Raw genomic sequence first — 23,326 nt, forward strand, 5'->3', positions numbered from 1 at the left:
CGGTTTGTACAAAAACATGGAATTAATGGCACGGTAGTGCTCGAAGGATCTGGCATTGATGGTCATATGCTCGACAATCCGGACGCTTATCTTTCCATGCGGCAGGTGCAACATCTGCTACACAACGGCAACCGTCTACTCAACGATCACACCGCACCGTTTCGTTTCGGTCAGGAGCTGGACCTGCAAGGTCATGGGCTGTTCGGATTTGCGCTGTTGCGACAACAGGATTACCGCAAGCTGGTGAACATGGTGGTGCAGTATCTACGGGTATCGCTACCACTGATGGATATGGAAATTCACTGCACTGGCGAACTGATTTCCATCCGCCTGCATGACAACTGGGACCTGAAAAAACTAAAACCCATGGTGGCCAAGATCTACATGGGCAGCATCCATGCACTGGCATCACTGGTCTGTCGAACGTTCACGTTCGAATTTGATTTTGCCTGCCCCGGCAACAGTCTCGCCTGGCAGCGGCTGGCCGACGGTGTAGAGGTAAAGTTCAACCGGCCACATAACCAGGTATTGATGCCGCTATCGGGGCGTCAGGCCAAGGATGACGATGCCAGCGTAGCCACCTACCTGGCCGCCGCCCGCTCCCGGGAACAGATCCAGGGCGATAACAGCCTGAAGGTGGTCATCAAGGTGCGCCACGAAATCATGAACGGCCCGGGCCGTGACAGCACCCTGGAGCGGGTGGCTCAGAAACTGGGCATGAGCCCGCGATCAGTACGGCGTCATCTGGGTCTGGCCGGTTTTGCCTTCAGCGGCATCCGCAATGACATCCGCGAAACTTTCGCAAGCCGCTATCTGCTGGAAACGGACATGCCACTGGAAAAGATCGCCGACCAGCTCGGTTACAGTGATCAGGCCAGCTTCAGCAAGGCCTACCGCAGCTGGACCGGACGTACCCCGGGGGAAGTCCGTCGTGCCAGTCGCCCTGACCGTAACTGATGGAAATTGACCTAATCGCTCCAGGGGCAGGCGCTTGGGTTTTTCCATTTCCCCATCATTCCCACTAGTATCAAGGGCACCATGCTGCACACCTTCATACCAGCAATAACAAGCAGGATAGATCCATGAAGAAGTTGATTATCGCCGTCACTACGGCCTTTGCCCTCACCGCTTCGCTGGCCGCCCAGGCCGAATCCATCAAACGCAAAATCTGTGTCTTTGATATCGTCGGCAACGTGGGTCCGGTAATGGGTGCCATGAAAGACTGGCAGACTGCCGCCCTGGGCTGGGGACTGGAAGTGGAGCTGATTCCCCATACCAACGAAGCCATTGCTGCTGAAGATCTCAAGGCCGGCGTCTGTGATGCTGCCCTGATCACGGGTATCCGCGGTCGTAACTTCAACAAGTACGCCGGCACCATCGATTCCATCGGCGCCATTCCCTCCATGGAACACATGAACGTTGTCCTGAAAGTGCTGGCGCACCCGCAAACCGCCGACAAACTCTCCCAGGGGTCCTATCAAGTCATGGGCGTGGCCCCGGCCGGTGCAGCCTATGTCTTCGTGAACGACCGGGAAGTCAACTCCCTGGCCAAGGCGGCCGGCAAGCGTGTAGCAGTGCTGGAATATGATGAAACCCAGGCCATTCTGGTTTCCCAGGTTGGCGCCACCCCGGTGGGATCCGACATCACCAACTTCTCCACCAAGTTCAACAACGGCGTGGTCGATGTCATCGTCGCTCCACTGGTGGCCTATGATGCGCTGGAACTCTACAAGGGACTGAGCCCGGATGGCGGCATCATCGACTACCCGCTGGCCCAGCTAACCATTCAGTTGGTTGCCAAGAAAGACCGTTTCCCCGCCGAGATGGCACAGAAGTCCCGCGAGTATTTCTACAACAACCTGAACCGCATCACCGAGCAGCTGGACAAGGAGGCCGAAAAGGTCGACAAGCGCTGGTGGGTGCAGATCCCGGATGCCGACAAGAGCGAATACGAAGTGATGATGCAGGAAGCCCGCGATCAACTGCGCGAGCAAGGCTATTACGATCCGGACATGCTCGGCCTGCTGCGCAAGGTACGCTGCAAGATGGATCAGACACGGGCGGAGTGCACCTGACAGCTACAAGCTACAAGCTACAAGCTACAACGCGATTGAAGCTTGTTGGCGCTCTAAAGCAAAGAGGCCGCGCCCATAGATTGGACGCGGCCTCTTGCGTTTCAGAATACAAAACCCTTTACCGTGTTGCAGCTTGAAGCTTGGAGCTTGCCACTCAAAGCCCCAACTGCTTGGCGATCACCTCGTTCATGATCTCGTGGGTGCCACCGCCGATGGAGAGGATGCGGTTGTCGCGATACAGGCGTTCGACCACGGTACCGCGCATATAGCCGCTGCCGCCAAACAACTGGACCGCATCATAGGTCACCCGGTCGGCACAACGGGTAGCCACGTTCTTGGCCATGGACACATCCAGCACACAGTTTTCGCCAGCGGCAATCTTGGCAGCCACCCGATAGGTGAACTCGGTGCTGGCTTTCACATCTGTGGCCATTTCCGCCAGCTTGTGACGAGTGACCTGGAACCCGGCCAGGGGACGACCAAAGGCTTCCCGCTCTTTCACGTACCGCATGGCCTCATCCAGCGCCAGTTGGGCTGTGCTGTTGGCGGTGACCGCCAGCACCAGACGCTCCATCTGGAAGTTGCTCATGATGCAGTAGAAGCCGCCGTTTTCCGGGCCGATCAGGTTTTCCGCCGGCACCCGGCAATCCTCGAAGAAAAGCTCGGCGGTGTCTGACGCCCACCACCCCATCTTCTTCAGCTTGCGGCCCACGGAAAAGCCCGGGGTGCCCTTCTCAACCAGTAACAGGCTGATACCGCCGTAGCCCTTGTCCCCGGTGCGCACTGCCACGGTGTAATAGTCCGCACGCACACCGCTGGTGATGAAAGTCTTGGCGCCGTTTACGACATAGTGGTCGCCATCGCGTACCGCGCGAGTGCGCAGGTTGGCCACATCGGAGCCGCCATTGGGTTCGGTAATGGCCAGGGCAGAGATCTTCTGTCCACCGATCACCTCCGGCACCACCTTCTGCTTCATGGCATCACTGCCCCACTTCCAGATCGGCGGCAGACCAATATCCAGGGAGCCCAGGCTGGCGCACAGGCCGCCGGACGAACACCGCACCAGCTCTTCGCAGGCGGCGATCTTCATGAACACATCTTCGCCGGTGCCACCGAGCTCTTCCGGGGCATTGATGCTCAGGATGCCGGCATCGGCGGCCTTGTTGTAAAGCTCGCGGGGAAATTCACCGGCTTCTTCCCAGTCATCCACATGGGGCAGGATTTCCCTTTCCACGAATTTGCGAACGGTTTCGCGCACCATCTGGTGGGTTTCATTGAAATAATCCAACGCGCTCACAGAGCCTCCTTTTTATTAGCTGACCTAGCGCTTGCTTGGTGGCTAACATAGCAGAGGGAAGCAGCAAGAGGCCAGAGGGGTATCTGGCGCTCTTCAGTGAGAAGCGATGCTTGGGTTAACCGGGTGGGCTTATTCGCGATGCAAGCATCGCTTCCCACAGAGGTCTGGTGCCGGTTTCACGCAAATGGACGACGACCGCGCAGGGCCTGCGCCAGGGTGGCGCCATCAACGAACTCCAGATCGCCGCCCATGGGCACGCCCTGGGCGATACGGCTGACGGTGATGCCGGCCTCCTGGGCCAGATCCAGCACATAGTGGGCGGTGGCTTCGCCCTCCACGGTGGTGCCGGTGGCCAGAATCAATTCATTGATCTCTCCCTGCTTCAAGCGCTGCTCCAGCACATCCAGCCCCAATTCCCGGGGACCAATACCATCCAGGGGAGACAATTCGCCCATCAGCACGAAGTACTGACCGCGGTATTCACCGGACTGCTCGAAGGCCAGCACATCCGCCGGGGTGGCAACGATACAGACCAGAGCGGAATCACGCTTGGGATCGCTGCACACCGGGCAGAGGTCCTCTTCCGCGTAATTGCGGCAGCGCTGACAGTGTTGCACGCCGTCCATGGCCGCATGCAGGGCATCGCCGAGCCGGCGGCCCTCTTCCCGGCCACGGTCCAGCAGGGCATAGGCCATGCGTTGGGCGGAGCGGGGCCCGACGCCGGGCAGGCAGGTAAAGGCGTGAATCAACTGGTCAACCAGCGGCGCATGCTTCACAGACAGTGCCCCTTACGGCTTGAAGCCCGGCGGAAAGGGAAAACCGCCGGCCATGTTCTGCATGTTGTCCTGCTGCTGCTTTTCCACCCGACGCACGGCATCGTTAACAGCAGCGGCCAGCAGGTCTTCCAGCAGTTCCTTGTCCTCGCTCATCAGGGACGCATCAATATCCACGCCCTTGACGTCGTGACGACCATTCATGGTCACCTTGACGAGGCCGGCACCGGATTCACCGGTCACTTCCGCGTTGGCGGCCTCGTCCTGCATCTTTTTCATCTTCTCCTGCATGGCCTGGGCCTGTTGCATGAGAGAGTTGATATCGAAATCCATCATTGTCTCCACCCGGACTGACCGGGAGTTATTCCACTGTTTCTTTTGGCGTTACGCTGCCTTCGTCCAGCCGGCCATCAAAGGTGCTTACCAGCTGCTGCACCACCGGATCCTCATGCAGGGTTCGGGTGGCATCAACCAGCAGTTCCTGACGCCGGGCTTCGGCCATGGCTTCCGGGGTATCGCCGGCTCGGCGTTCGTAATCCACCTGGATCTGGATGCGCCGCTGGAAATAATTTTCCAGCGCACCACTCAACTCGTCCAGCCGTTCCCGGTTAACCAGTACCTCGTGCCCGGTGCTGATCCGCAAGGTCCAGACCGTATCTTCCCGGCTCACCAACACTGCGTTGCGAGCGATATTGCGCACGGTGCCGTCCAGGTCCAGACGCAGCAGCAGAGCGGCCCACCAGGTGGCCACCTCGGATTCGCTGGTCGGTTCCTGCAGCGGCGCCAGCGGCGGCTCTTCTGCGGCGCTCTGCGTCGGCCGCTCTGCAACGGGTTCCGGCACCGGCTCCGCTGTGGGCTCCGGTTCAGGCTGGGGCCGCTCGGGCTCCGATGGAACGGGCTCAGGCGCCGTCTGCTGACTGGGCTCCTCACGACCTGGGCGCTCCACCTGAGCCAAGGCGGCGGATGTGGCGCCCCCTGAGGCACCGACTCCACAACCGGACTGGCAGCGGGCTGGGAAGTGGGCGGCGTTGGCGGCGTGGGGGCAGCAGCGGGCCGATCCAGCAGGGCTCGCAAATCCGGTTTGCCGCCGGCTTGTGCCGACGGCGTCGCCGCTTCAGGCTTTTTTGCGCCGGCGTGTTCCCCCCGGGTCGGCAAGACCCCTTTGGGGGTAAACAGCACCATGCGCAACAACAGCATTTCCAGAGCCGCGCGGCTGTCCGGGGCATCCTGAAGATCCCGGCGGCCACGCACAGCCACATCGTAATAGAGCTGTACCTGCTCGGCGCTCAGCGCCGCCGCCAGCTGGGTAATGGTTTCGTCATGGCTGCCCGGCACGGCCTGACAGACTGCCAGCTGGTGCAGCTGACTGATCAACTCGTCCAGTAGTGCCAGTTCCCCGGGGCAATGCTCGCTGACGGTGGCCAGCGCCTGCAGCACACCGGCCGGTTCCTGTTCCGCCAGCGCCACCAGCAGGGTCAGCACATGGTTGCGATCCACGGTACCCAGCATGGCGTTCACCGCCTCACTGCTGAGTTGCTCGCTGCCGAAGGCAATGGCCTGATCGGTCAGGCTGAGCGCATCGCGCATGGACCCCTGGGCCGCCTTGCCCAGCGCCAGCAAAGCGGGCGCCTCGTAGCGGATCATTTCCTTGTCCAGCAGGGCCTGTAGATGGCCGGCGATCTGCTCCGCGGGCAGCGCCTTGAGACTGAACTGCAGACAGCGGGACAGCACCGTCACCGGCAGCTTCTGCGGATCGGTAGTGGCCAGCAGGAACTTCACATGGGGCGGCGGTTCTTCCAGGGTCTTGAGCAGCGCGTTGAAGGAATGCGCTGACAACATGTGCACCTCATCGATGAGGTAGACCTTGTAGCGGCCCCGGGTCGGCGCGTACTGCACGTTGTCGAGCAGCTCGCGGGTATCTTCCACCTTGGTACGGCTGGCAGCATCCACCTCGATCAGGTCCACGAAGCGGCCTTCGCCGATCTCTACACAGGTAGGGCAGACACCACAGGGACGGGCACTGACGCCCTGCTCGCAGTTCAGGCAACGGGACAGGATGCGGGCGATGGTGGTCTTGCCCACCCCGCGGGTGCCGGTGAACAGATAGGCATGGTGCAGGCGATCCTGGTCCAGCGCATGCATCAGGGCCCGCGAGACGTGCTCCTGCCCCACCAGCTCATCAAAAGTGCGGGGACGGTATTTCCGGGCAAGAACCTGATAACTCATAGCACTCCAGCAGCAATCGTGGCCGCCAATACAAAGGGATTGGAATCAGAGCGCTTATGCTATCGAAGTTCCCGGAGGGAGGACAGTGCGGGGAGGTCGTTGCGTGTTAGAGAGTGCGTGAAAGCGTGAGGCGTGTAGCGGAATTTGGAGGTCTTCCCGCCAGCCACACCCCGGCACACGAGTCCACTGCTACCGTTGCTCCCTTCCGGGCCTGGCGGAGTTCACAGTCTGTCGTTGCGGGGGGACCGACGGGTCGACCATTACGCGCCTGCGACCGGAGCCGCAGAGCGAGGGCGCATTGTGGCCAAAGCGACCGGCCATTGCAAGATACGCCCTGTCCATCTGCCTAAAGCTTGATCAGGCTGGCCGTGGTGACAACCCGGGTCTACACTGAAAGTCTATGGTGGACGGAGAGTGTGCCATGACAAGCAGCAAGAAGATTCGCATTGCCATCAACGGCTTTGGCCGCATCGGTCGCTGTATTGTCCGGGCGATCAGTGAACATCCCGCCGGTGACCGTTTCGAACTGGTTGCCATTAACGATCTGGCAGATTTTGATGTGCTCGCCCACTTGCTGGCATTCGACAGCACCCACGGCCGCTGGCCCCACTCCGTGCATTACGACGGCAACCACCTGGAAATCAACGGCCACCGAATCCCCTGTTTCGCCGAAAGCCGGCTGGAAGATCTGCCCTGGAAATCGCTGACACCGGATCTGGTGATCGAATGCGCCGGCAAGTACAAGAGCCACGACGCCCTCAGCGCCCACCTTGACGCTGGAGCCCCGCGGGTACTCGCCAGTTATCCGGTGGACGACGCCGACGCCACCGTGGTCTACGGGGTCAACCATTCGGTACTGAACCGCGAACAACGGATTGTCTCCAACGCCTCCTGCACCACCAACTGTCTGGCGCCCATGGTGGCAGTGCTCGACCAGGCCTTTACGGTTCGCCAGGGCCTGATGACTACCATCCACAGCTATACCAACGACCAGAACCTGGTGGACAAGGCCCACGGGGATTTGCTGCGCGCCCGGGCGGCGGCGGTGAACATGATCCCCACCAGCACCGGCGCCGCGAAAGCCGTGGGGCTGGTACTGCCCCATCTGAAAGGACGACTGGATGGCCTGGCGGTGAGGGTGCCGACCCTGAATGTGTCGCTGGTGGATTTGACCGTCACCCTGGAGCAGGTGGAATCCCTGGAACAAGTCCATGAGGCACTGAGCAATGCGGCCCATGGCGATCTGCAGGGCGTATTGGCGGTGAATCATCTGCCGCTGGTCTCCAGCGACTTCAATCACCTGCCCTACTCCTGCGTGGTAGATACCAATCACAGCCGATTACTGGGCCAGCAGCTGAAACTGCTGGCCTGGTACGACAATGAATGGGGATTCAGCCACCGCATGCTGGATGTGGCAGCGTATTGGATGGACGCCTGAAACCGGGCGTCAGCATGATCAGGCCCGTTGGAGCCTTGCTTGCAAGGCGAAGGGTTCAGTCACGCCATTCGCCTTGCGAGCAAGGCTCCAACAAAGGTCTTAATCAAACGGACTGAAGTGCTCCTCGCGGCCGGCTTCTTCCGCTTCGTGGCGATGGCCCTGCATGACTTTTTCCACCTTGCTGGCCTGCACCTCATCATCGGCATCCACCATCATCAGGTAGTCACCCTGCTCCACCCGGTCCAGATAGGGCGTCAGGTGATGGTTGCGGGACGATACCCCGCGCAGGCCACCCAGCCAGGCCCCGAAACAGGTGCCGAACAGGGTCACGCCGATGATCGCACCGGTGTCCAGCTGCATGCCCCAGGGATCCGCACCAGCAAGCAGAAACCCGGCCGCCAGGCCCACACCCATGCCACCCAGCGCTCCCACAAAGCCGGAGTGCATGATATCGGTTTCTTCCCAGGGGGTAGCTGTATGCACATGGGCCTGGGCCATGGCCGAGCTGTCATTGCCCATCACATGCAGGCGGTTTTCACCAATACCCGCCAGGCGCAGATCTGTAGTTATCCCCTGAACAGAGGTCAGTGATTTTGCGAAGTAATACAGACGTTTCATTGCATGCCGCTCCCTGTGGCTGACAATGGATTGGGTTGGCAGAGTTCCGGCCCTCCTGGCCTGGATAACAACGACTCTGCACTGATCCGGTGAGCATGATCAGTCTCCGCTTAAGACCCTTTGGTTATATCGGGCCGATGCCGCTACGCATCGCTCCCAAACTAGCAAAAAGGGGCCTTATCGGCCCCTTAACTATGTCACAGAAAACGCGTCACAAAGTGCAACGATTTAATTACGATTTGTTGGCGATTGTTCACCTTCAACGGGGATTATCCGGGGCTTCTTTTCCTCGGGAACCACACGGTTCAATGTCACCGTGAGCAGGCCATCGGTAAGGCCGGCGCCGTCCACTTCCACGTGATCCGCCAGCTTGAAGGTACGTTCGAATGCTCGCCGGGCGATACCCTGATGCAACCAGGTACGCTCACCGTCATTCTGCGGCGCCAGATTACCGCGAATGCGCAGCTCATTTTCCTGGACCGTGATCTCGATATCATCGCGACCAAAACCGGCCACCGCCATCACGATACGGTAACGACCATCGCTTTCGCGGATAATGTCGTAAGGCGGGTAACCGTTGGACTGGTCCGCACGCAGGGCGGCATCGAGCAATTCATCAAAGCGATCAAAGCCCACGGAATGGCGAAACAGGGGGGCAAGGGAAAATCCGGTATTCATCACACATATCTCCATACTCTTCAGCAGACCCACAGGTTCTTTCGGCATCCACTGAAAAAAGGTTTACAGAATTGTGCGTGACACGGAACCGCTGCCATCCACGATGTCAGCAAGGTTCCAACCGGCCGGGTTGTCACAGCGAAATAAATGGGGATGGTGGAAAAACTTTCAAGACCCGGGAAGAATTTTTACCGAGGTCTGCTGGGGTGTAATCATAAAATCGGCAGGCGCATTATCAGGCAGTGTTGTGGCCGTCACCGGGATGCGGGCTGGCTGACCGTCAAAACGTACCGGCACCCGCACGCACAACCGCTCACCGGCGGTCACCGGCCAGCCGGCATTCTGCCCGCTCTGCCATTGCTCGCTGTCGCCGGAACAGGCCCGATCCATCAACAAACCACGCACCGCCGGGTGATCACTGTGGAACTGTACCTGCCCGGTCACCGGCGCGCGGTATTCAAAGGCCAGCACTGCGGTGCTCCCCGGTGGCAGTATCGTGTCATCAGGCGCCTGCCAGCCCGGTTCCGCAATCAGTCCCAGAGGCAGCGGCCCGGAGTGGCGATCGGCGCTGGCCGTCACCTGCCAGCGAACCTGGTTGCCATGGCGCTGACCCGGCTTGCCGTTCAGTGAAGACAGTACCGGCAACGACCACCCCTGCGGCAAGGTGAGTGACATCCATAGTGCCTGGCCACGACTTTGCGCTTCCGACAAGCGGAACTGGAAGGCACCGGACGCAGCGGAGGTGGTGGTTTTTTGCCAGTCGCTGGCCGGATCCTGCAAGGTCAGCGTCAGTCCGGGCAGTGGGGCCTCGTCGCCATCGCGACGCTGATTGAAGGCCTGGCCGTCGCTCGCACCGTTATCCTCGAACAACACGCCGGTAACCCAGTGGCCGGCGGGACGGCAACGGAATCCTGCCTCGGCACCCGCCACCGTCAGGGACTGAAATCCTGACCACTGACGCTCGCCTCGCGACAGCAACTGGCCATCGCCACCCTGACCGCCCCCTTTGGCTCCGGCGCCACCCGCGTGCTCGGGAGTAACCGCCAGTAAATCGGTGACCGGCAGATCCAGCCACAGGGTGCCGCCGCTACCACCGCCACCGCCCACATCACCGGCAGCACTGCCCGCTGCGCCGCGTAGATCCAGCGCCCCCTGACCCTGCAGGCCGGCGGCCCTGATCAACAGAAGCCCACCTCCGGCGCCGCCCTGACCGCCATCACCCTGGCGTCTGGCGGCAGCACCACCGCCACCGCCCAATACCAACACCCGGGGGGCAGGATGACCACCCCGGCCACCGCCTTCCGCCGGCAGGCCATGGCCACCGGCAGACCCGTTGCCACCACCGCCACCATTACCCAACCGCTGGTGGGATAAATCCAGGCCATTACCTCCGCCGCCAGCATTGGCCGGTGCGCCGCGCCCCATGTCGCCACCGGGATAACCGCCACCGGTATCCATCAGCAACACCGGCGTGCCAGCAAGGCCTTCGCCTTTGCTGGCGTGATGGCCGTACGCGGCTTGTCGATCCTGAACCGACGGCGCCGGGTAGCGCCAATCAGCCGGCCGCCCCAGCGCTCCCTGCAAGGACAACGCCGGGCCACCGCGGAAACCGGCACCCGCCACCGACAACCGGTGCCCATTCAGGGTTACCTTGCGGCGCACATCCACCGCCAGCACACCACCGGTGTAACCATCCCAGGGCAGCGCCCGGGTATCCTGCTGCAAGGAGAAATGCTCGTACTGAGGTACCCGCACCAGCTGCCAACGACGGCGACCTTGCTCGCCGCTGGCCGGTGCATTCACATAGCTGTGTATCAGGCCACCACCGGCACCATCGCCCTGAATCCACACCTGTTCTCCCTCCACACGATCCACCCGCACCCACTCGGCCATCAGGCCATGGCCCTGAAGCTGGCCATAACCGGTACGGTTGGCAGTGTTCATGGAAGCACTCTGCACTTGCAGTAACAGAGCCAGGTCACCGGCATGCAGGGGAATGTGGCCGCGTTGGCGAGTCAGGGAAAAGGTACGGGTGCCCGGGGAGAGGGTCTGGGTGTCCCGGCCGGTGAAATAGCTGTTGATAAGGGCATCATTGCCGCCCTGGCCATCGCGACCGGGGTTGGCACAGACCGTCGCCCACGCGCCGCTCTGCCCCAGCAGCAGGGCAAGTATCAGCGCGGTGGATCGAGCCAGTCGGCGGTGGTGTTGTTGCAGCGAAACCATCCGGCAATACTGTAGCGTTCCCGGGTGGCTGCCAAGACTTCGTGGGGAATTTTCTCGCTGAGGAAAGCCACCAGAGTGCCGGCACGGGGTTCCACTTCGCTGGCCACGCCCTGGGCATCAGGCTCCGGCCACAGCCGCAGGCGCCCGCCCCACTGGCTCTGCCAGCCTTCGTTCAGGTACAACACCACGGACAACAGGCGCCCGTTATTGCCGTTGAAGGCATCCAGATGACGCTGGTAATAATCACCGGGCCCGTAAATGGCAAAGTGTGATTCCAGCTCGAACAGCCCCATGAAAAGAGACCGGTTCACCGCCACCCGCAAGCTTTCCAGACCTTCCAGCAACTGACACTGGGCCAGGGTTTCTCCCCTTAGCCAACAGGTCCGATCACTGCGAACCCGGGTGTCTTTCTGGTGCACCTGGCGCCGACCAATACCGGCCAGCTGAAACTCACCCTGCCGGTCACGATGCTGCGCTTCCTCGCGCAGGGCTCGCACCAGTGACAAGGGGAAATAACCGGGAGAAATGGCATAGCCATGCTGGACCAACCCGTCGATAAGTCCGTCCAGGCGATCGCCGCCGACGCCACCCAGTGAATCCACATTGTCTTGCACGCTGGTGCTCCCGATTAATGCAGTGCCTCGCCGGCACCACTATCCATCTCGTCCGGCCAGATCAGCCAGTTAAACTCCTGGCCTTCATCCAGCAATTGCACCGTGGCATCCACGGTGGCCTGGACAAAGTAGATGAACTGCTCGAAGGAAACGCCGTGACGGCCCAGCAGCAGGTCGCAGGCAACCAGCCGGGGCAGAGAATCGTCGCTCACATCCAGGAACAGCTTGATGGACGGATACGCCATGTTCAGCCGGGTCAGCTCCGCCTGCACGGCAAACAGGGCCGACGGGCGCAATTCCAGCTCGGTGGTCAGCAGGATGCCATCCTCTTCCACGAACACACGGGCATCCACCACCCCTTCGCGCTCCTGCAACTCGGACAGGTGCAACCCATGGCAGTGCTCACAGATGTAATGCCGAATATTCGCTTGCTGGAGCCACTGTTTTACCCGCTCCGCATCCGCATTGACGACGCCTAACATGATTTCTCCTAGCCTACCCCGCAGGGCGCGAATCATCTTCCATTGGAACACAAAAAGAAATAGCTGAGTCGTGCCATCAGGAATAGTCAGGCCACGCCATTTTCGGTCATTTGAGCCCGCGGCCAGGCTGGGTATGATTCCTTCATCCCTCGCTTCAGGACCCGAATAATGACAATACCTCACGTTGCCTTCCGCTCCAGCGATATCCTGCATGAGAAAACCGACGGCTTTATCCGTCGCATGCAGGGTGACGCCTCCCGGCCAGAGCCCAAGGAGATCGAAGCGATCATGGGCATCTTCATCGACGAGGCCCTCAACGCCTTTCTGACCCGGGCCGCCGAGGCAGCCCAGTTATCCCCGGCCATGATGAAAGTGGTCCGCATGACCACCCAGACCATCAGCAAGACCACCTACCTGGTGGTCAGCCGCAGCGCCAAAAAACTGGATCTGCAGCAGAATCGCGCTGCCGCCGACTACATGGATCTGGTTCGTCAGCCCGCTCCCGGCGAGAATTTCTGGTACGTGGCGTTCCCGGTGGATGAGGAAATGGCTGCCCTGGGGAAAAGCCTGCCCGGCCTGTGCGAGGAAAATCCCGAAAAGGCGCGACAAGAGCTGGTGCGCTACCTGCTGGCACTGACCGATCAGGCCATCGACTGGTACTTCGAGCGGCCCATGGCCTTGCTGCAATTCGGCCCGGTGCTGCGCAAGTTGGCCAGCATGGGCGTGGAAACTACCCGCAAGGCATCACGCAGCCTGATCAACAACCTGGTCCCCAAACTGAACGCTGAACAGCTCAAGGCCTCCGCGGAGTTTCAGGCAAGCCAGTTGATCCCGCTTACTCCCCGCTCCTCCTGATCGGCAAAATCCGAAATCCTGACGTTACTGACAGGATTTCGGGTTACTTCTTTTGCTTCGCGCCTTGTAAGCCTGACAGAAACAATCTTTTCCTTTATGGCCTGCTCGGCCTACAGAGTGCATGCCTTTTGATAACAATTACTTACATTGCACTTTGGCTGTGGTGTAAGTTCACCAAGTTTTTACAAAACTACTTATTCAACGGATTGCGCAGCAATAACACGGCTCTCTACTATCAAAATAGTATTACGTCACATAATAAAACGAGGAGTGAGCCGTGTCTTTGCGCCATGCCATACTTGTCCTGCTTCAAGATCAGGAAGCCAGCGGTTACGACCTCGCTCGCGAATTTGCTAACAGCATCGGGCTGGTATGGAACGCCACCCATCAGCAAATTTACCTGGAGCTGGGAAAACTCAATGACCAGCATATGGTGAAATTTCGCCATATCCCCCAGGATGGCAAACCGGACAAGAAATTGTACCGGATCACGGAAGAAGGCCGCGACGAGTTGATTCGATGGCTTCGAAAACCCGCAGCCCCGCCGCGCATCCGCGACGCCTTTATGGTAAAAATTGCCGGTGGCGCCCTGTCGGATTCGTCGTCGATCCTGCGCGAGCTGGATGACCAGGCGGATCTGCGTCGTGAGCGTCTGCATACCTTCGAGGCACTGGCCAGGAAACTGGATGAACAGGGCCGTGAAAAGGATCTGTTTACCTATCTGACCCTGCGCCGGGGTATTCTCGATCAACAGGCCTGGCTTCACTGGGCTGATGAGGTAAAAACGGCATTAAACAAACGCGAGATTCTATCCACTTCAGCATGACCACAGCCTCTCATACACCAGCTGGCCTGCTGCGCTGGCTGGTGGAGGCCCCATCCCTGCTGCCCTGCCCTTCTCCCTGCCGGGATGCAGGCGAACTGCTAAAACGCGAATACCAACTCGACCCGGGGTTGCCGGAACGGGCCTCACTGCGTCTGCAGGCACACACGCCAGCAAGACGACTGGGGCTGATGTTCGAGCAATGGGTATCCGCGATGGTAGATGCCAGCAACAATCTGGAGCGAATTGCCAGTAATCTGCCCTTTCGCCACCAGGGCCGCACACTGGGGGAGCTGGACCTGCTGGTCCGCGATCACCTGGACGGAAAGCTGTGGCACTGGGAGCTGGCCCTGAAATTTTACCTGGGCACAGAGCAGGCCTGGTTTGGCCCCAACAGCCACGACACCCTGGACCGCAAGGCCCGCCATCTGTTCGACCAGCAGCTGCCACGTTCCTCCATGCCGGAAGTGCGCACCCAGCTTGCCGAGCAAGGTTGGCAGCCGGATGGCACCGCCTTGCTGAGCCGGGGACGGCTGTTCTACCGGCAGCATACCCCCACCTCGGGCCAGCAACCCCACCCGGGCCATGAACGGGGCTGGTGGCTACCCAGCGACGCCCTGGATGACGGCGAATGGTCAATTGTTGAGCGGCCTTACTGGCCCTGTCCGTTCATGTCGGACAAAAGTACCACTTTGATTGCTACCCCCACCCTGATTGACTATGTTGAAACCCGTCAACGCCCCCTCATGGTGACCCAACGCCATCGTGATACACCGGGTTTTATTGTTCCTGTCAGCTGGCCAAACACATGAACTTTCAGCCTCAACCCCTGGCACTGGTAGACAACCAGGGCCAGGTCGCCCTTGGCGTCTTTCCCGAGACCGTCGCCACCATCAACGGTCGCGAGGCTGATTACCGCACCCCCATGGGTCAGCCCGCGCCACGTTTTGCCCGGCATTTTCATTACAAGCAGTTCCAGTATTTCGGCGTTATCAGCCAGGAGCTGCTGGCCGGCTGTGCCCTGGCCCATACCGCCTACCTAGGGATGGCGTTTTTTTACATCTTTGAGCCCCGCACCGGGCGCTTACGAGAATATACTTGGCGCTCGCCGTTGGGCCGGGAACTGAACATGTCCACGTCACCAAGGCATGGTGAAAGCCACTTTCAGCGCCGCGGCGTGGATATCCGCCTGGGCTACCAGGAGCAGGACGGCGCCCTGAGCAAAACCCTGCGGGTGGACCTGAAGGACCTGTCGCTGAATGTACAGATGGACGAGGGCCCGGAGTATCAGCCCATGTCCTTGTGTACCCGCACCGGCGTCAATGGCTGGGTGTACGCCAATAAAGTCGCCGGTCGCACTGTCACCGGCACCCTGCAGCAGGACGGCAATCACCAGGATCTGGCCGAGCTGGGCGCCAGCGGCCACCACGATTTTTCCGCCGGCTATATGCGCCGCGAAACATTCTGGAACTGGGCGTGCCTGTCCGCCCTGATCGGCAGCACACGGGTGGGATTGAATCTGTCCTGCGGCGTCAACGAAACCACATTTTCAGAAAACTGCCTGTGGGTGGACGATCAGCTGATCCCCACCGGCGGTGTGATCTTTGAATACAACCGGGATGATCTGATGCAACCCTGGACCCTGCGCAGTCAGTGCGGGCAGGTATCGCTTCGCTTCACCCCCAATGGCAATCATCGCGAACGGATGAACCTGGGCCTGTTTGCCAGCAATTTCAATCAGCTGTTTGGCCGCTTCGATGGCGAGCTCCGACTCAAGGACGGACGCACCCTGACCATTGACGGGCAATACGGTTTTGTCGAGGAGCAGTACGCAAAATGGTAGAGAATAATCAGCACATAACACCGGAAAAACAAACGGAAAAATTCGGTGACCGTATGCGCCGCGGACTCTTCTGGGTTGTGCAGTACTGGCGCGAGCTGTTCAACTTCAAGTTCGACAAATACATGATCATTCAGGTGCTGCCCGGCGTCTACGGGATCGCTCTGGTAGCCATTGCCTGCGGTCTGGTCTACGTCTGCGTGGAAGCCTTTATGGCTTCAACCTGGCGTGGGCTGTTCTACTTTTTCTTCGCCGCACCACTGACGTTTCTGGTACTGGCATCGGTACTGCGCGCCCTGCTGGAGTTTTACATGGTGGTGTTCAAGATGTCCGAACATGTGGACGAACTGGTGGGCCTGAGGGATACCGTGGATCGCCTCTCCGGCATCAGCGACAGCGTCGACGAAATGGTGGCGGTCACCCGCCGCATTCCGTTCTGGCGAGCACTGTCCAGCAACCCCGCCAAGACACGTTCCAAAAAAGCCGATCAGGTAGAGGAAAGGAAAAGCGCCTGATCAGGCGCTTTCAAAATCCGCTTTTACCACAGAGGTCACAGAGAACACGGAGAGAATGCTTTTCTGTAGGAGCGGCGCTCGAGCCGCGAATAGGCTTAAGAAGGTTGATTCCACACCTTAACTCCATTCGCGGCTCAAGCGCCGCTCCTACGATTACGCAGGGTGCGGTTCTCCTCGCTCATCGCACCCTGCGGAAGATTCCCACGCATCAATATCAGCGCGTGGCTTCCAGCGCCGTCAGCAACAACCGCTGGTAAAGGTGGGCGCGGATTCCGTGCGGATCGGCCAGCGCCATGCGTTCCATTTCGGCAGCGAAATCGCTTTCGCTTCCCTCCTCGAACAACGCCTTTCGACCCAATTTCAGATATTCCTTCTGGCTGACTTTTTCCTTAAGCCAGGTCAGCCCCTTGAGCAGCCGTTGCTCCACGTCATTGAAATCTGACCCCAACGGGAAAGTGGGGAACGCCTTGTCACCATGCCGTTCAGCGATCTCGTGAAGATGCTCCGGATTGTTGCGCCGATAAGATTCCGGGATCTGGTAATCCTTACGCAGCTTGCCGGCGGCCTGGGCTTCTTCCATCAGTTCGATCTGGAAACGACTGTCGGCCACATTGAGCATGGCCATCACCACTTCCTCATCGGTCTTGCCGCGCAGATCTGCCACCCCGTATTCGGTGACTACCACATCGCGCAAGTGGCGAGGGATGGTGTTGTGACCATAGCGGAACAGCACATTGCTCATGGCCTCGCCGGCGCGTTCACGCCAAGCACGAACCATCAGGATGGAACGGGCCCCTTCCAGTTCATGGGCCTGGCTGACAAAGTTGTACTGCCCGCCTACCCCACTGAGTACCCGACCATCTTCCACCTGGTCGGCCACTGCCGCCCCAAGAAGAGTCACAGTGAAAGCGGTATTCACAAAACGGGCATCCTGGCGCTGCAAGCGCTTGAGGGTTTCATCACCGTAAAGATGATTGATGAAGCTGATGTGGGTCATGTTGATGGCAGCCCGGCTCGCCGCATCCATCTCACGAAGGCGTGCATAGAACGCCTGGGGCCCCAGGAAGAAGCCACCATGCATGACCACGCCACCGGCCAGCTCTTCGCCGAATACCGCCTTGAGAGCCTCCCGGGTAGCGCGGTCATCAAGGTCGTTGGCCACGCGGATATCATTGGGCAGCACCAGTTCATCACCGTGCTTTTCAACATCGTGACGGAAAATTCCGAAGCGTTTCAGCTGACGCAAGTGGTCATGATTAAGACGACGGCGAATGGCATCCTGCTCACGCAGAGCATCCAGCAGGGCCAGACCGGGCTTGGCCGGGTTATGCATTTCCAGCTGCTGCAGCGGTGCCCAGTCATACACCGGGCGGCGGATAATGCCATCATCAATCAGCGTCAGCAGACCATGAGTCATCATCTCGCTGCATCCGTACAGCCCCTCACGGAAAGACCCGGTGCCCCCCTCGCTATCGACCAGTTCCTGGTGGCTTTTCGGTAGCGACCAGGCATTAAGCAGGGACTGATAGAGATCGTTATCCTGCTCGCGCAGACGCAAATGATGTACCAGCGCATCTCCCAGGGCGCCGATACCGATCTGCAACGTACCGCCGTCCTTGATCAGGGTGCTGGCATGCAAGCCGACAAAGTGGTCCTGAATATTCACCGGCATGTTCGGGGTGCTGAACAGCCGCGTATGCCCCTGGGGATCGTCCAGCAGGATATCCATCTCAGCCAGCCAGTCATCCACCCGGGCATCGTTTTCCATAAAGGGCAGGTCCCGGTGCACCTGCCCCACGGAGATGATGGTCTCGCCGGCATCCCGGCGCGCCTTGAGCAGCGGCATCAGATCCAGAGTCACTTCCGGGTTACAGGAAAAACTGTAGCAATCACTGTCGTCTTCCTGCCGATGCGCGAGCATCTGCGCCACCACATTAACCTTGCGAGCGTTGAGATCCCGAGCCACGTGGGTGTAGTTGCTGCTGATGTAATGCTGCTGGGCGCTGTCGCTGCCCAGCATGCTGCCTGGCTGCACAAAGAATTCGAAGACGCGGATATTATCCGGCAGGGCACTGCGTTTCTGGGGCTTCAGATAAGCCAGTTCTTCATAGTCGCCGAACAAGCGATCGGCGAAAGGATTGAGAAAGCGTTTTTCCAGATCACTGCCGGCACCCGGCTTGCCCAGGGACAGGGCGGTATAGATATCCAGGGACAGAGAGGAATCCTTTTCCACCCGGGCATAAAGCGCATTCACAAAACGGTTTGGCTTGCCCAGTCCCAGCGGCATGGCCAGGCGAATTTCGCCACCGGTCTGCTCGATCACATAATCCACTGCCTGTTCGGCATTCTGCATCCGCTCTGTCACGGGAACTCCTTGTTATTCAATGTGCATGGTGCGCGATACGAACGTTACCAGCACCACACCAAGTACGATAAACGCCATACCGATCACTGCCGGCAAGTCCGGTTGCTGGCGAAAAAACAGCGCCCCGACAAGCGCAATCAATACAATACCGACACCGGCCCACACCGCATAGGCAATCCCCATGGGTACCGTACGCAGGGTCAACGACAGGGCATAAAAAGCGATACTGTAGCCCACCACAGTCACCACAGAAGGCCACAGCCGGGTGAATCCCTGGGAGGCATTCAGCGCGCTGGTCTCCACCACTTCAGCGAGGATGGCTACGGCAAGGTATAGATAACCCATGTCGGATCCTATTGACCGGCAAGCTGTGTCAGCAAGGTTTCCCAGTGTGCCAGTTGTTGTTGCGCAAAGTCAGCCTGGGGATGGCGAACAATCAGTACCAATCGGGTGAGCCTATCCTGATCCGGCCATTGATTCAGCGGGCCAAGCGCCGGCTCACTGCCTTCCACCCATTGCACCAGCAAGGGCCCATCCAGGCCGTCCACGCGCAACAGGCCTTTTACCCGGATCAGGGCATCACCGCATTGCTCGGCAAGCTGCTTGAGGGCGGCCTGCCAAAGAGGCCAGGACAACACTCCATCCCAGCGCAGTGAAGCGCTATACAGCTGGTGACGGGATGATGGGGTAACCGGTGACTGTGTCGACAACAGCGAGCCGCCCGGTTGCACCGGCGCAAAACTGCCGGTGACCCGGCAGCGACGGGGAAATGACTGTGCCAGCAGATCCACCGGGGCCGGTTCCGAGTAAATGTGCGCGGTGACATTCAGGGCAGCCAGTTGCGCCTTCAGAGCCGCCAGGGCTTGCGGCTCACAGTGCGCTGTTTTGGACAACAGCAAGGCATCGGCAGCATGGATCTGTTCCAGCCACTCAGGATGACGCTCCAGGCTACGGACCCCGGCCAGCGCATCCACCACGGTCAGTACCGACTGGCAGAAAAATCGTTTCTTCAACCAGGGGTCCTGCTCCAGCGGTGCGGTGACACCAAAGGGGTCGGCAGCACCGGTGGTTTCCAGCACCAGCGTGGAAAACGCCGGTAGCTCACCATTCTTGCGGGCCATGAAGAGGTTGCGCAGGGTGCTCGACAGGGAACCCTGTATCACGCAGCACAGGCAGCCGCCGGACAGCAGGGTCACCGGCACCCGCCCCGGGCCGGTGAGGTGCTGGTCGATACCAATATCGCCCAGCTCGTTGATGATCACCGCCAGATCCTGGCGCTCTTTGAGCCAGCGGTTGAGCAGCGTGGTCTTGCCGCTGCCCAGAAACCCGCTCAGGACAACGACCGGCAAGCGTTCCACCAATCAGCCCAGGGACCAGGGCAGTTGCTGGCCAGCGTAGAAAGGCACCATGGCCTCTCCGGCCGCATCAATCACCTCGGGCACGGACCAGGGCTTGCGCACCAGGGTCACGGTGTCGGTATGGCGGGGCAATCGGTAGAAATCTGCGCCGAAGTGGCTGGCAAAACCTTCCAGCTTGTCCAGCGCGTTGTGCTGCTCGAGAAAGCTGGCATACAGCGGCAACGCCGCCCGGGCGGAATAGCAACCGGCACAGCCACAGGCGGCTTCTTTCTTGTTGCGCGCATGGGGGGCGGAATCGGTGCCCAGGAAGAAACGATGATGGCCTTCCAGCACCGCCTGCTGGATCGTTTCCTGGTGCTGGCGACGTTTGAGGATCGGCAGACAGTAGTTGTGCGGGCGCACAGCGCCCACCAACAAATCGTTGCGGTTCATCAGCAGGTGCTGCGGTGTCACGGTCGCCGCTGTCAGCTCGCTGGCCTCGCGCACAAAGTGAATGCCTTCTGCCGTGGTCACATGCTCGAAAACAATGCGCAGGCCAGGAAACTGGCGGCGGATATCAGTGAGGTAACGATCAATAAAGACTTTTTCACGGTCAAAAATATCGATGTCTGAATCGGTGACTTCACCGTGAACCAGCAGCGGCACATCGTGTTTTTCCATGGCCGCGTAGAGATGGGTGATCTTGCCCGGATCGGTGACGCCACTGTCAGAGTTGGTGGTAGCACCGGCCGGGTACAGCTTGAAGGCATGCACAAAGTCACTCTTCGCGGCCCGCTCCACCTCTTCCACCGGGGTGGTATCCGTCAGGTACAACACCATCAACGGCTCGAAGGCAACGCCCGCAGGCACCTGAGCCAGAATTCGCTGCCGGTACTCGTCAGCCTGGGCCACCGTATTCACCGGCGGTGTCAGGTTGGGCATGACGATGGCACGGCCAAACACGTTCGCCGTGGCCGGCACCGTCTCGGCGAGCAGATCGCCGTCGCGGAAATGCAGATGCCAGTCGTCAGGGCGGGCGATGGTCAGGGTGTCAGTCATGGCGTCACCTTGGGTCGAAGTTTTTTCGGGGCACATAGTGTAGCGCAACTGCGAGGCCGGGCGGGTTGAAAATGTTGGCTTGTGAGTATGAGCACGACGGGTTAGCGCGGTTTTTGCGTGGCAGCCTGGATCCGCGAGGAAATCTGAGGGGCTGCGCCCTGCAAGCAAGGCTGCAACGAAAAACGCCCCGCAGTGCGGGGCGTTTTTGGATATATGGCGGAGAGGGCGGGATTCGAACCCGCGATACGGTAACCCGTATGGTTCCTTAGCAGGGAACTGGTTTCAGCCACTCACCCACCTCTCCGGAATGCGGTCATATTGTCAGTCTGGAATGTGGGCTCTTGCTGGCCTGTTTCCAAACTCGCCGCGCATCATAACGATTTTGCGGAGAAAATACAGCCCAAAAATCAGGCAGACTCTCCGTCTGATGATTTTTCGTGCTGAATTCGCTGGTAGATTTCTTCCCGATGCACGGCAACCTCTTTCGGTGCATTCACACCGATACGAACCTGGTTACCTTTCACACCCAGGACAGTCACAGTGACTTCATCACCTACCATCAGGGTCTCACCAACTCGACGCGTAAGAATTAACATAATGATCCCTCCTGGGGTCCTTCAATTTCCGTGAGCGCATGCCGTACCTGAGGCTCGCGGGTTGCCGTCCTTGACGACTCCTTGGTGCGGGACCATTTACCCACCCCTGGCACGGGGGCGGTAGTATGCCTGAAGCGTATTCGTAAGTCTCGCCGTGCAGGGCGAACGACCAACCGGTCGTCGCCAATGTCTACCTGGCGGCAGGGCCAGCACAAGGCTGGCCCAGGCCTTCAGCCAGCCGGCTGATCCAGCTCAAACGCGGAGTGCAGGGCACGCACCGCCAGCTCAAGGTATTTCTCGGCAATCACGACGGACACCTTGATTTCGGAGGTGGAGATCATCTCGATGTTGACCCCTTCGTTGGCCAGGGTTTCAAACATCTTGGAGGCGACACCAGCGTGGGAACGCATACCCACACCCACCAGGGAGACCTTGGCAATCTTGTCATCGCCAATGATTTCCGGGTTACCCAGCTCTTCGGAGGCCTTGCGCAGAGCCTCCTGGGCACGGGCGAAATCGTTACGGTGCACGGTGAAGGTAAAGTCGGCGGCGCCGTCCTTGCCCACGTTCTGCACGATCATGTCCACTTCTATGTTCTCTGCGCTCACCGGGCCGAGGATCTTGTAGGCAATGCCCGGGGTATCCGGGGCGCCACGCACGATGATTTTGGCTTCATCACGGGTAAAGGCAATTCCGGAGATTACCGGCTTTTCCATATCAACCTCGTCGTCGACGGTAATGAGAGTTCCAGGACCATCCTGGAAACTGGACAAGACACGCAGCGGCACATTGTACTTGCCGGCGAATTCCACAGAGCGGATCTGCAGGACCTTGGAGCCCTGACTGGCCATTTCCAGCATTTCCTCGAAGGTAATGCTGTCCAGGCGACGGGCGTTATCCACCACACGGGGGTCGGTGGTGTAAACGCCGTCCACGTCGGTGTAGATCTGACACTCGTCGGCCTGCAATGCGGCGGCCAGAGCCACGGCGGTGGTATCGGAGCCGCCACGGCCGAGAGTGGTAATGTTGCCGTCGGCATCCACACCCTGGAAACCTGCCACGACCACAACGCTGCCGCCATTCAGGTCGGCACGCACTTTCTTGTCGTCGATCTCTTCGATACGAGCCTTGGAGTGGACACTGTCAGTGCGCAGGGGAATCTGGCTGCCGGTGTAGGAGCGGGCATTGATGCCCTGCTTCTGCAACGCCATGGACAACAGGGCAATGGTGACCTGCTCGCCGGTGGAGACCAGCACATCCATCTCGCGCGGTGAAGGGTTATCGCTGACACCTTTGGCCAGCTCGATCAGGCGATTGGTTTCGCCGCTCATGGCGGACACCACCACGACCACCTGGTCGCCCCGTTTATGGAAGCCTGCCACCTTCTCGGCGACGGCTTGAATGCGGTCGACTGTACCCACTGAGGTACCGCCGTATTTCTGCACTATAAGGGCCATAAAGTCGCTTTATCTGCAAAAAAGAGCGCGTAACTCTAACAGAAACGCGCCGGGA

24 protein-coding genes, 1 tRNA gene and 1 other RNA gene are annotated in these 23,326 nt (G+C 59.8%); 8 read left to right on the top strand and 18 right to left on the bottom strand.

Annotated features, from left to right (window positions below; genetic code table 11):
• Positions 1 to 36 precede the first annotated feature (36 nt).
• On the top strand, positions 37 to 957 hold the full coding sequence (locus ACMG4M_RS12370) for a helix-turn-helix domain-containing protein (protein WP_414430132.1): 921 nt from the start codon (positions 37 to 39) through the stop codon (positions 955 to 957).
• Positions 958 to 1,082: 125 nt separating this feature from the next.
• Positions 1,083 to 2,075, top strand: a complete 993-nt coding sequence (locus tag ACMG4M_RS12375) for a putative solute-binding protein (protein ID WP_297766336.1) — start codon at positions 1,083 to 1,085, stop codon at positions 2,073 to 2,075.
• A gap of 154 nt (positions 2,076 to 2,229) precedes the next feature.
• Here the strand turns inward: ACMG4M_RS12375 and ACMG4M_RS12380 are convergent, their stop codons facing one another.
• The 6 genes from ACMG4M_RS12380 to ffs form a co-directional block, all read right to left on the bottom strand.
• On the bottom strand, positions 2,230 to 3,372 hold the full coding sequence (locus ACMG4M_RS12380) for an acyl-CoA dehydrogenase family protein (protein ID WP_297766333.1): 1,143 nt from the start codon (positions 3,370 to 3,372) through the stop codon (positions 2,230 to 2,232).
• Between the two features lie 176 nt (positions 3,373 to 3,548).
• Positions 3,549 to 4,148 (bottom strand): recombination mediator RecR, encoded by a 600-nt coding sequence (recR, locus tag ACMG4M_RS12385; protein ID WP_297766330.1) that lies wholly within the window; start codon positions 4,146 to 4,148, stop codon positions 3,549 to 3,551.
• 12 nt (positions 4,149 to 4,160) lie between these two features.
• The gene (locus ACMG4M_RS12390) at positions 4,161 to 4,478 is read right to left on the bottom strand and encodes a YbaB/EbfC family nucleoid-associated protein (protein WP_272961727.1); all 318 of its coding nucleotides are present in this window, start codon (positions 4,476 to 4,478) and stop codon (positions 4,161 to 4,163) included.
• A 28-nt stretch (positions 4,479 to 4,506) separates the two neighbouring features.
• Positions 4,507 to 4,896 (bottom strand): DNA polymerase III subunit gamma/tau C-terminal domain-containing protein, encoded by a 390-nt coding sequence (locus tag ACMG4M_RS12395; RefSeq protein WP_414430133.1) that lies wholly within the window; start codon positions 4,894 to 4,896, stop codon positions 4,507 to 4,509.
• Complete coding sequence (gene dnaX / locus ACMG4M_RS12400) at positions 4,812 to 6,371, bottom strand: DNA polymerase III subunit gamma/tau (RefSeq protein WP_414430134.1); 1,560 nt, start codon at positions 6,369 to 6,371, stop codon at positions 4,812 to 4,814. Before dnaX ends, ACMG4M_RS12395 begins: the two co-directional genes overlap by 85 nt.
• A 154-nt stretch (positions 6,372 to 6,525) precedes the next feature.
• Positions 6,526 to 6,622: signal recognition particle sRNA small type (gene ffs, locus ACMG4M_RS12405), an RNA gene on the bottom strand.
• A 170-nt stretch (positions 6,623 to 6,792) separates the two neighbouring features.
• Here ffs and gap point away from each other — a divergent pair.
• Complete coding sequence (gene gap / locus ACMG4M_RS12410; RefSeq protein WP_297766325.1) at positions 6,793 to 7,809, top strand: type I glyceraldehyde-3-phosphate dehydrogenase; 1,017 nt, start codon at positions 6,793 to 6,795, stop codon at positions 7,807 to 7,809.
• A gap of 99 nt (positions 7,810 to 7,908) precedes the next feature.
• On the opposite strand, the gene ACMG4M_RS12415 is transcribed toward gap, so the two are convergent.
• From ACMG4M_RS12415 to ACMG4M_RS12435, 5 genes are all read right to left on the bottom strand, one after another.
• Positions 7,909 to 8,427, bottom strand: a complete 519-nt coding sequence (locus ACMG4M_RS12415) for a hypothetical protein (protein ID WP_297766322.1) — start codon at positions 8,425 to 8,427, stop codon at positions 7,909 to 7,911.
• A gap of 228 nt (positions 8,428 to 8,655) precedes the next feature.
• A complete protein-coding gene (locus ACMG4M_RS12420; protein ID WP_035246484.1) occupies positions 8,656 to 9,105 on the bottom strand; it encodes an Hsp20 family protein in 450 nt (149 codons plus the stop codon).
• Positions 9,106 to 9,273: 168 nt separating this feature from the next.
• Positions 9,274 to 11,328: a hypothetical protein gene (locus tag ACMG4M_RS12425; protein WP_414430135.1), complete on the bottom strand. Its 2,055-nt coding sequence runs from the start codon at positions 11,326 to 11,328 to the stop codon at positions 9,274 to 9,276.
• Entirely contained in the window at positions 11,277 to 11,942 is a 666-nt protein-coding gene (locus ACMG4M_RS12430; protein WP_052042598.1) for a 2OG-Fe(II) oxygenase, read from the bottom strand. Before ACMG4M_RS12430 ends, ACMG4M_RS12425 begins: the two co-directional genes overlap by 52 nt.
• A gap of 14 nt (positions 11,943 to 11,956) precedes the next feature.
• Positions 11,957 to 12,424 carry a YbjN domain-containing protein gene (locus ACMG4M_RS12435; protein ID WP_035246481.1) on the bottom strand — a complete coding sequence of 156 codons (468 nt, stop codon included), beginning with the start codon at positions 12,422 to 12,424 and terminating at the stop codon, positions 11,957 to 11,959.
• 168 nt (positions 12,425 to 12,592) lie between these two features.
• Between ACMG4M_RS12435 and ACMG4M_RS12440 the strand changes: the two genes are divergently transcribed.
• From ACMG4M_RS12440 to ACMG4M_RS12460, 5 genes are all read left to right on the top strand, one after another.
• Positions 12,593 to 13,279: a hypothetical protein gene (locus tag ACMG4M_RS12440; RefSeq protein WP_414430136.1), complete on the top strand. Its 687-nt coding sequence runs from the start codon at positions 12,593 to 12,595 to the stop codon at positions 13,277 to 13,279.
• A 277-nt stretch (positions 13,280 to 13,556) separates the two neighbouring features.
• Positions 13,557 to 14,105, top strand: a complete 549-nt coding sequence (locus ACMG4M_RS12445) for a PadR family transcriptional regulator (RefSeq protein ID WP_035246477.1) — start codon at positions 13,557 to 13,559, stop codon at positions 14,103 to 14,105.
• Entirely contained in the window at positions 14,102 to 14,914 is an 813-nt protein-coding gene (locus ACMG4M_RS12450; protein ID WP_052042596.1) for a DUF1853 family protein, read from the top strand. The genes ACMG4M_RS12445 and ACMG4M_RS12450 overlap by 4 nt, the downstream gene beginning before the upstream one ends.
• Positions 14,911 to 15,945 carry a DUF2804 domain-containing protein gene (locus ACMG4M_RS12455; protein WP_035246475.1) on the top strand — a complete coding sequence of 345 codons (1,035 nt, stop codon included), beginning with the start codon at positions 14,911 to 14,913 and terminating at the stop codon, positions 15,943 to 15,945. Before ACMG4M_RS12450 ends, ACMG4M_RS12455 begins: the two co-directional genes overlap by 4 nt.
• Positions 15,939 to 16,457: a DUF4282 domain-containing protein gene (locus tag ACMG4M_RS12460; RefSeq protein ID WP_035246473.1), complete on the top strand. Its 519-nt coding sequence runs from the start codon at positions 15,939 to 15,941 to the stop codon at positions 16,455 to 16,457. The genes ACMG4M_RS12455 and ACMG4M_RS12460 overlap by 7 nt, the downstream gene beginning before the upstream one ends.
• 214 nt (positions 16,458 to 16,671) lie before the next feature.
• On the opposite strand, the gene ACMG4M_RS12465 is transcribed toward ACMG4M_RS12460, so the two are convergent.
• The 7 genes from ACMG4M_RS12465 to ACMG4M_RS12495 all read right to left on the bottom strand — a co-directional run bounded on the left by ACMG4M_RS12465 (position 16,672) and on the right by ACMG4M_RS12495 (position 23,271).
• On the bottom strand, positions 16,672 to 18,822 hold the full coding sequence (locus ACMG4M_RS12465) for an acetyl-CoA hydrolase/transferase C-terminal domain-containing protein (RefSeq protein ID WP_084573427.1): 2,151 nt from the start codon (positions 18,820 to 18,822) through the stop codon (positions 16,672 to 16,674).
• A gap of 12 nt (positions 18,823 to 18,834) precedes the next feature.
• Positions 18,835 to 19,167, bottom strand: coding sequence for a DMT family transporter (locus ACMG4M_RS12470; RefSeq protein ID WP_414430138.1), 333 nt, complete (start codon positions 19,165 to 19,167; stop codon positions 18,835 to 18,837).
• An 8-nt stretch (positions 19,168 to 19,175) separates the two neighbouring features.
• Entirely contained in the window at positions 19,176 to 20,180 is a 1,005-nt protein-coding gene (locus ACMG4M_RS12475; RefSeq protein ID WP_414430139.1) for a CobW family GTP-binding protein, read from the bottom strand.
• Positions 20,181 to 20,183: 3 nt separating this feature from the next.
• Positions 20,184 to 21,218 carry a dihydroorotase gene (gene pyrC / locus ACMG4M_RS12480; RefSeq protein ID WP_414430140.1) on the bottom strand — a complete coding sequence of 345 codons (1,035 nt, stop codon included), beginning with the start codon at positions 21,216 to 21,218 and terminating at the stop codon, positions 20,184 to 20,186.
• 214 nt (positions 21,219 to 21,432) lie between these two features.
• Positions 21,433 to 21,522: transfer RNA gene (locus ACMG4M_RS12485), tRNA-Ser, on the bottom strand.
• Between the two features lie 103 nt (positions 21,523 to 21,625).
• On the bottom strand, positions 21,626 to 21,814 hold the full coding sequence (csrA, locus tag ACMG4M_RS12490) for a carbon storage regulator CsrA (RefSeq protein ID WP_011589077.1): 189 nt from the start codon (positions 21,812 to 21,814) through the stop codon (positions 21,626 to 21,628).
• A 230-nt stretch (positions 21,815 to 22,044) separates the two neighbouring features.
• Positions 22,045 to 23,271 (bottom strand): aspartate kinase, encoded by a 1,227-nt coding sequence (locus ACMG4M_RS12495; RefSeq protein WP_035246464.1) that lies wholly within the window; start codon positions 23,269 to 23,271, stop codon positions 22,045 to 22,047.
• Positions 23,272 to 23,326 lie beyond the last annotated feature (55 nt).

This window comes from Alcanivorax sp. IL3 (assembly GCF_047495465.1).
Taxonomy (GTDB): Bacteria; Pseudomonadota; Gammaproteobacteria; order Pseudomonadales; family Alcanivoracaceae; genus Alcanivorax; species Alcanivorax jadensis.